The following is a 7,538-nucleotide window of genomic DNA, read 5'->3' as shown; positions in this document are numbered from 1 at the left end:
GGGGGAGACTGCTCGGCCATGGGGGACTGACGACGAACGCGTCAGTCTACCTTGGCCATGCGGCTGCGATCACCGAGGAACTCTTCCACTCCCAGCACGATGTTCTTCGCCACCTCGTCCTGGTAGCGCTCGGACGCCAGGCGCTTCTCCTCCTCCGCGTGCGACAGGAAGGACGTCTCCACCAGGATGGCGGGCATCTTCGCGCCCAGGAGCACGTAGAACAGCGCCTCCTTGTGGCCCAGGTCCTTGATGCCGTCGTACTGGCCGGACAGGCCCGTCACCAGGCTGTGCTGCACGGCGTTCGCCAGCCGCGACGACTCCTCCGTGTTCGCCTTGGTGGCCAGGTCCGCCAGGATGAACTGCAGGTCGCTGATGCCCTTCTCGGACGACGCGTTCTCCCGCGCGGCCAGGCGGATGGAGTAGCGGTCCGCGGACGTGTTGAGCGTGTACGTCTCGATGCCGCGCAGCTTGTGCGTCGCCGCCGAGTTGCAGTGGACGGAGATGAACAGGTCGCCGTGCGCCTCGTTGGCCAGCTTCGCGCGGTCCTCCAGGCGGATGAAGGTGTCGTCGTCGCGGGTGAGCACCACCTCCAGGCCCTTCTCCCGCAGGCCGTCCGCGACCTTCTTGGAGATGGCCAGCGCCACCTCCTTCTCCTTCGTCCCCGCCTTGCCCACCGCGCCGGAGTCATGGCCGCCGTGGCCCGGGTCGATGACCACGCGCCGCACCTTCAGCCCCAGCTGCTCCGCCAGCGTCAGCTCCGCGTTGCGCGACTGCTTCGCCACCGCCTTGAGCCGCGCCTGCGCCACCTGCGCGTCCACGGGCGCCGTCACCGGGCGCGGGGCCTCCGGGCGAGGGGCCTTCGACGCCACGGCCTCGGGCTGGGCCGGCTTCGTCACCGGAGCGCTGTCCGTCACGGCGGCGGGCGCCTTCGACGCCACGGCCTCCGGCTTCGCGGACTGGGACGTCCCGTGCGAGGACGCCACGGCCTCCGGAGCCTTCGCCGCGTCCTTCACGTCCATGGCCCGGTCGGCGACGGTGGGCGCGTCCACGATGTTCGCCGCCGGGTCCTTCGCGGCGGCGGGGCCCGAAGCCAGGGCGCTCGGATCCAGGCGCGGCGACACGGGCGACGGCTCACGCGACAGCTTGGAGATGGCCTCCACCAGCGGCGAGCTGGGATTCGCGGCGGCGACAGCGGTGTCCGGCGTGGACTTCACCACCGGGGGCAGCGGCTTCACCGTGGGCTTCGCGGGCGGCGTCCGGTTGGACGGGGGCAGCGAGGCCAGCAGCGCCTTGAGCTCCTTGCCCTGGTCGCCCTTGGGGTTGGTGGCCAGCGACTCGTTGAGGATCTTCCGGGCCGCCTCGGGCTTGTCCAGGCGGTTGACGTGGATGCGCGCCAGCGCCAGCGCCGCGTCATCCGCGAGCCGGTGCTTCGGGTGTGCCTCCACCAGCTTCGAGTAGTCCGCGATGGCCGCGTGCAGGTCCTCCTCCACGAAGGAGATGCGGCTCAGTTCCTGGAGCAGGTCGCCCGCGGTGAAGAGTGCGTCCGGGGCGCGGTCGCTCTTGGGGAAGCGCGTGGCCACGGCCTCGAAGCGGTGCACCACGTTGAGCCAGTGGTGGCGCAGCTTGCGGCGGGACGCGTCGTCCTTCAGCGTGTAGTAGGAGCGGCGGGCCTGCTGATACGCCTCCTCGGCTTCGTTGCGCTTGCTGGCTCCGACGGCGCTCGGAGCCGTGAGGAGCAGCACGGGCAGCACGAAGTGGGAGAAGCGTACGCGCATGGAAGCCTCCGGACGTTGCAGCTACAGGCGTGTGTCACACGGCCTCCGGGGGGCAGCAACTTTTCAACCCCACCGGTCCGTCCGTCAGCGCACCCAGCCCAGCGTCCGCGCCAGCTCCTCGTCGATGACGCGGCACCAGCCCGGTTCGGCCGGAACCACGGCCGCCAGCACCTTGCCGCCGTTGCGCACCGGGGCCCGCTGGGGACGGCAGCGCGCCCGCACGGCGTGTTTCACGTCCTGGCGGAAGAAGTGCGCGGGGAACTCCGCCTCGCCCTTCCCTTCCGGCAGATAGCCGTCATCCGGAGTGAGCCACACCAGCGCGCCCAGGCGCAGGGGCACCACCTCCCGGCGCCACAGCCGCCGCACCTCCCAGGCGAATCCGGCCAGCGCCACCAGCGCACCCAGCCCCAGGCCCCAGGGCAGGAGGCCCACCCGGGCCGCCCGCGCCCGGGCATGGGTTGCCTCGCGAGGACGTCCCGGCTGGGACGGATCCACCAGCAGCTGCACCCGGGCGCCATGGCCCAGGGAGGCCGCGTGGTCCGCGCTCGTGCGCACGCCCGACACGGAGTGGTCCTCGTTCGCGAACGTGTAGAGGACGTCCAGCGTGCCCTCCGCGTCCTCGCGCTTGTCCGGGGGCGGCGCGTGGCTCGCGCCGACCACCGCGTCCACCAGCTCCGCGCGGGACGTGAAGCGCTGCTCCTCGATGAAGTAGCGGCCGACGTAGCTGGCGCCCAGGCCCAGCACGGCGATGATCGTCAAACCCAGCACCACGCCACGCACCAGGCGCGCCACCGCCCCGGGCACCTGGGCGAGTCGGACAGCGCGGGGAGCATGGGGGATGGCGAGCTGCATGGCGGGCGCGAAGCCTACTTCACGCTTGCTGCGTGCGCTGCATTCGTGCCGGATCCAGATGCCATGCCAGGAGGGTTCCGAATGCTGCCTCGATGGTTGATCCCCTTGCTGGTGGTGATGCTGGCCGGGTGCAGTAGCGCGACAAGAGCGGTACGTCTCGACACAGGCCAGGGCAAGCCCATTACTTTCGTCCCACGCTCCAGCGCCAGACCGGTGGAATTGGACGAGGGCGACTTCGAGGAAGCCGTGGCGAAGTTGGGCCAGGACGTGTCTCATTCCGCGAGGCCGCGATCAGATGCTCGAAGGCTGTTCTGGTTCCCTGCGAATGATGCGTATGGAGGTGCATGGGGGCGACTCCAACTCGTGGCTGTTGGCTCGGGACAGGAGTCGTATAAGGACCACCTTCCACCGGCCAGAGCGTGGAGGCCGGTGGCGGATTCAGAGCTCACGAGCGCTTATGGCCGCTGGTGCGAGCGGACGCAGCGCACCCGAGACTGCCTGCATCTGCTGGAGGACGGACCCACTCTCGGCGAAGAGGCCAAGCGCACCTTGGCGCTCCAACTCGCCATGGCCTCGGTCCTGGACGAGACCCAGAAAGCGTTGGGGGGAGATGGTGGATCCCGTAGCGGTGCGGAACACCATCATCACGGCCATGGCCGTGTATCTCGGCCTCTGGTTGATGCCTGAGCCGGTGAGCAAGGGCGTGGCCGCCACCCTGACGGCGTGCCTCATTGCCTACTTGGGGGCGGATACTGTTTGGACCCTGATCGCAGGGTGGCGGCAGCTTGCCGAGGAGATAGCAGTCGCCACGACCTTCGACGCGGTACGCACGGCTGGCGAAAAGTACGGCAAGGTCATGGGCGAGAACGCGGCGCGTGTCTTCATCATGCTTGCGACTGCCGCGATTGGAAGCACTGCGGGGCTGGCGGCCAAGGCATCGGGGCTTCCGGGGTCGGTACAAGCGGCGCGGCTGGCCGAGGTCCAGGGCGGCTTCCGGTTCTCTGCAATCGCGGAAGTGGGCTCGGTGGCTGTACCCGCCGAGGGGGCCGTCACCATCACGCTCGCTCCGGGTGCGCTGGCCATGGCGGCACGAGGGACAAGCGCCAGCAACACGGCCCCAGTGGATGCGGAAGGCGCTTGGCACCACATCGCCTCCGACAAGTTCAGCACGTCCACCAACAACGGAGGGCCTTGGACGCCGAGGTACCAGGAAATCTTCGACCGGGCGGGCATGTCGCTAGAAGATGCAACGAACCAGGTCCGCGTCCCGGGCCACAAGGGGCCACACCCGAGGGAGTACCACGAGGAGATCTACGAGCGGCTGGACGAAGCAACATTGACCTGCAAGAGCATCGAGCGTTGCCGGGAGGCGCTGACGAAAATCCTCGGTGTGTTGGCGCGTGAAATCTCGGAGCAGGGAACCAAGCTCAACCGGCTGGTAACCCGAACCGAATGACGGAAAATTGCCTCATGCCGAAGCGGTTCTTCAAGTTGACGGATGATGTGTACCTCTCCGGCCGGTGGGAACTGGGCCATCCGCTTGATGAGGCGGGCCGGAAGCTCGATGACCCGTGGCAGTTCAGGATCGGGCAACGGGCGACCCCAGAAGAGCGCATCCGGATCCCCATCAAGATCTCTGGCAAACCGCTCGACTACTCCCACGCGGCATTCAGCGTCCCGGTCGTCCATGCTCGGGTGGCCTCCGTCTTCACCGATGTGGCGCCTGACGACGTGCAGATCATCCCAGTGGAGCTCGACTCCCAGCCCGCTCAGCACTTCATCCTCAATGCCACCCGGCTGGTGAAGTGCATCGACGATGCTGCGTGCGAAGAGGTGCGCTACTGGACGCCGGAGGACGGGATGCCCGAAAAGGTGGGGATGTACTCCTCGGTGTCCGGGATGCGCATCGACACGGCGAAGGTGGAAGGCGCCAAGGTGTTCCGAACCCGGGGCTGGACCGTGGCCTTGATCGTATCCGAGGAGATCAAGGACGCCCTGGAGCGCGCGGGAATCACCGGCGTAAGGTTCACGGACGTCACGGGCCCCGGTGCAGCCGCTGGCTCCTGACCCCTTCCGTCCCCATGTCGTCAGCCTGGTGTTTGGCGCGAGGGTTCAGGGGAACGTGACGTTGCCGAGCGTGATGCTGCGTGGCCCGTCTGCTTCCCAGAGCTTGAGCGAGAAGGGCCCCTGGACAGCAGCCGCCGGAGCTTCGGCCTCGACAATCACGCGCCCAGTGGGGCCTGGCAGGATTGGCTCTGACTGCCACACTTGAAGGATCTTCAACTCCTCGCCTGACCTGCTTTTGAGTGTCGCACCCTCTGCTGTCCAGGGCAGCGTTCCAATCCTTACTTCAATCCAGACATCCACCGCCACCAGCCTGGTAGAGCGATAGCTGTTGACGACGGCAGCCCCCAGTCCATTGGCCGCCGTTTTCGCGACGGCCTTGGTCAGGACTTGACCCGCCACCCCGTTCGGGTCCAACCCGTCATTGAAGAGGAGCCCCGTCAGTCCCCCCGGCGCCTCGTGCTCAGACACGATGCGCGCCAGTTCCTCCTTGCAACGCAAGACCTCCGCGCGCGCATCCCGGACTTCTTGCTGATACGTCTCAATCGTCCGCTGCTCCCGGTAGATCTCGATGGTGGCCTCCGCTTTCGCCGGATGCACCTTCAACAGGAACACCGCGGTCAATGGCGCCGCACCGTCCCGGAAGCGCACCACCAGTTTGAAGCGCTCGCCTGGCGTGGCGCTCGCCGTCGGCACAAGCCTGAGGGTGGCCTGTCCCACGTCCACCAGTGAAAAGCGATGTCTGCCTTCCAGCTCGATGCCCTCCCGCTGCAACTCCGAGTCGAAGAGAAGCATCGTGGAGAGGCCTGGGCTGACCCCTACTTCCGTGACTTTCCCAGCCCCCTCCGGTGTCAGCTCGATGCGTCGTGCACCTGGCACGGAGGACGCAAGCTCCAGCTGTGCAACCGCCGTATTCCCAACGAGGAGCAGTCCCAGCAGAACGACAAGCGATAACGAAGGCACTCGACAATCTTTCCGTTGGAGTCGCTACTCGAACTCAGCGACCGCCTTCACATAAGCCGTCGTCCAGATACGCGCCCGGGAGGGGGAATCCTCGCCTGCTTCTCGCGCCATCCCTCGCGGTCCCTCTTCGGCGAAAACATCAAAACAGACAGGGAAACTGTCACCCTGTGGCGTCGTCGCCCAGGTGAGGCGAGCATAGACACGGTCACGCACGATGCTCCGCCCTGACACGATGCTGTTGCCCGGCAGCCCTTTCCAGCGACCAATGAGGTTGATTTCAACAGGGCCCTCTCCGATTGAAATGATCCGAGGGTCTCCCGTCGCGAAGCGCGCCGGTTGCTTGTCCCCGATGTCTATCCCCCGCTTCGCCATGGCCTTCACCGCTCCAACCGGACACGGCTCAGGCGGCGGAGGCGGTCGCACCTGCGGCCCAGGGCACGCGAGTGCCGTGCAAGCCGCCGCCGCGCTCACCGCACGGGCCATGACGGCCACTCCCTTCTTCGTGGGCTTCGAGGGGAGCTGAAGAGGCTGCGTGGCTTTCGACGGCGTCGTCACGGTGGCTGAATCCTCCTGGAGCGTCGCGGGGAGCGCGACGGCCGCGGCGGTGGCCTTCGGCCCGGTGGGAACTGCGGCGCGGTCAGCTTGAGGCGACTCGCCAGAGGGCGCTACTTCCTGACGGGCCGGAGAGCGCCCGGTGACACGTGGCGTTCGAAGCAGCAACGTCGCCCCCACCACGACCAACATCAGCAGCAGCGCCACCAGGACCCATGGCGGGGAACTCCTGCGCGGCTTGGGTGCCGACTTCACGGGGGTTCCAGGCGCCGTCGGCGTTGAACCGGCAGGCAGCGGCGCACGCTTGCCACGCCGTGGACGGTAGAGCGGCGCATGCAGCCACCGGTCCTCGGTGTCCCTGCCCCCTTCCGTCGTCGCGGTGTCCTCGCGGAAGGCATCGCAGAGCGGCACGTCCCACGTCGCGTCCGCGTCCCCCAGCACCCGCTCCAATTCCGTCACGGCGGCCAGGGCACTCAACGTGCGTGTCTCCGGCGTCTTCTCCAGAAGGCGCATGCACACGTCGCTCAGCGCTCGAGGTACCCGCGCGTTCACCTCGTGTGGCGTCACCGGCTCGCTGACCATGACGGCTTCGATGAAGCCGGGGTCGTCCGCTCCATCGAAGGGCTTCCGCGCCGTCAGCAGCCCGTAGAGCACCAGGCCCAGCGCCCACAAGTCATCCGACGGGCCCGCGCTGTACTGGGCTCCAGGCGAATGCACATGCTGCCGGAAGAACCGCCATGCCTCCGGGGCGCGGTACTCCGGCGTCCCTGGCGGCAGGATGTCCACCGTCAGCCCCCGCGCGCCCTCGTAGTCGCCAATGCCGAAGTCCACCAGCTTGGCCAGGCCGTCCGAGGCCCGCACCATGACGTTGGCCTCCTTCACGTCCCGGTGAAGCACTCCCGCCGCGTGCGAAGCCGCCAACGCCCTCGCCACGTCCAGCGCCACGCGCGCCACCTGCCGCGCCGTGGGGTTCTCCTCGTCCGCCCAGACGTCCAGCCGGCGGCCGTCCACGTACTCCATGGCGATGGCGGCGAACTGCGGCGCCCCGGGCGGCCACAGGCCATACCCCTGAAGCCCCACCACGTTGGGGTGGCGCAACTTCAAGAGGATGGAGACTTCACGCTCCACCCGCTCTCCCACGCCCGGCAGGTGCAGCAGCTTCAAGGCGAAGGGCTGCCCCGCGCTGCGCGCGAGGTACACCGTGCCGAAGCCGCCCTGCCCCAGCGGGTGCTCCACCGTGTAGCCCAGCACCTCGGCCCCGGGCGGCAGGATGGCGGGTGGCGGCCTCATGGTGTCCTTCCTCGGGAAGCGCTGGCCGCGCGCATGCGACCC

At 68.1% G+C, this 7,538-nt stretch carries 5 protein-coding genes and 1 pseudogene; 2 read left to right on the top strand and 4 right to left on the bottom strand.

Annotated elements, in window-relative coordinates:
- Positions 1-41: 41 nt before the first annotated feature.
- On the bottom strand, positions 42-1,775 hold the full coding sequence (locus tag D7W81_RS20420; RefSeq protein ID WP_120557056.1) for an N-acetylmuramoyl-L-alanine amidase: 1,734 nt from the start codon (positions 1,773-1,775) through the stop codon (positions 42-44).
- 84 nt (positions 1,776-1,859) lie between these two features.
- A complete protein-coding gene (locus D7W81_RS20415) occupies positions 1,860-2,627 on the bottom strand; it encodes a DUF3592 domain-containing protein (protein ID WP_120557055.1) in 768 nt (255 codons plus the stop codon).
- An 81-nt stretch (positions 2,628-2,708) separates the two neighbouring features.
- Between D7W81_RS20415 and D7W81_RS44605 the strand changes: the two are divergent.
- Together D7W81_RS44605 and D7W81_RS20405 are read left to right on the top strand one after the other, a co-directional pair.
- Positions 2,709-4,083: pseudogene (locus D7W81_RS44605) on the top strand (AHH domain-containing protein).
- Positions 4,084-4,097: 14 nt separating this feature from the next.
- On the top strand, positions 4,098-4,694 hold the full coding sequence (locus D7W81_RS20405) for an imm11 family protein (RefSeq protein ID WP_120557054.1): 597 nt from the start codon (positions 4,098-4,100) through the stop codon (positions 4,692-4,694).
- A gap of 45 nt (positions 4,695-4,739) precedes the next feature.
- Here D7W81_RS20405 and D7W81_RS20400 read toward each other — a convergent pair whose 3' ends face one another.
- The gene (locus D7W81_RS20400; protein WP_120557053.1) at positions 4,740-5,654 is read right to left on the bottom strand and encodes a DUF2381 family protein; all 915 of its coding nucleotides are present in this window, start codon (positions 5,652-5,654) and stop codon (positions 4,740-4,742) included.
- 24 nt (positions 5,655-5,678) lie between these two features.
- Positions 5,679-7,496 carry a serine/threonine-protein kinase gene (locus D7W81_RS20395; protein ID WP_120557052.1) on the bottom strand — a complete coding sequence of 606 codons (1,818 nt, stop codon included), beginning with the start codon at positions 7,494-7,496 and terminating at the stop codon, positions 5,679-5,681.
- Positions 7,497-7,538: the final 42 nt, after the last annotated feature.

Origin of the sequence: Corallococcus aberystwythensis (assembly GCF_003612165.1) — a bacterium.
Classification (GTDB): Bacteria; Myxococcota; Myxococcia; order Myxococcales; family Myxococcaceae; genus Corallococcus; species Corallococcus aberystwythensis.
This window is presented reverse-complemented; position numbering and strand designations above follow the sequence as displayed.

Bases quoted from the DNA above. Each gene is read 5' to 3' on its own strand.
- D7W81_RS20405 (WP_120557054.1), top strand. From the start codon at position 4,098: ATGCCGAAGCGGTTCTTCAAGTTGACGGATGATGTGTACCTCTCCGGC.
- D7W81_RS20420 (WP_120557056.1), bottom strand. From the start codon at position 1,775: ATGCGCGTACGCTTCTCCCACTTCGTGCTGCCCGTGCTGCTCCTCACG.
- D7W81_RS20415 (WP_120557055.1), bottom strand. From the start codon at position 2,627: ATGCAGCTCGCCATCCCCCATGCTCCCCGCGCTGTCCGACTCGCCCAG.
- D7W81_RS20395 (WP_120557052.1), bottom strand. From the start codon at position 7,496: ATGAGGCCGCCACCCGCCATCCTGCCGCCCGGGGCCGAGGTGCTGGGC.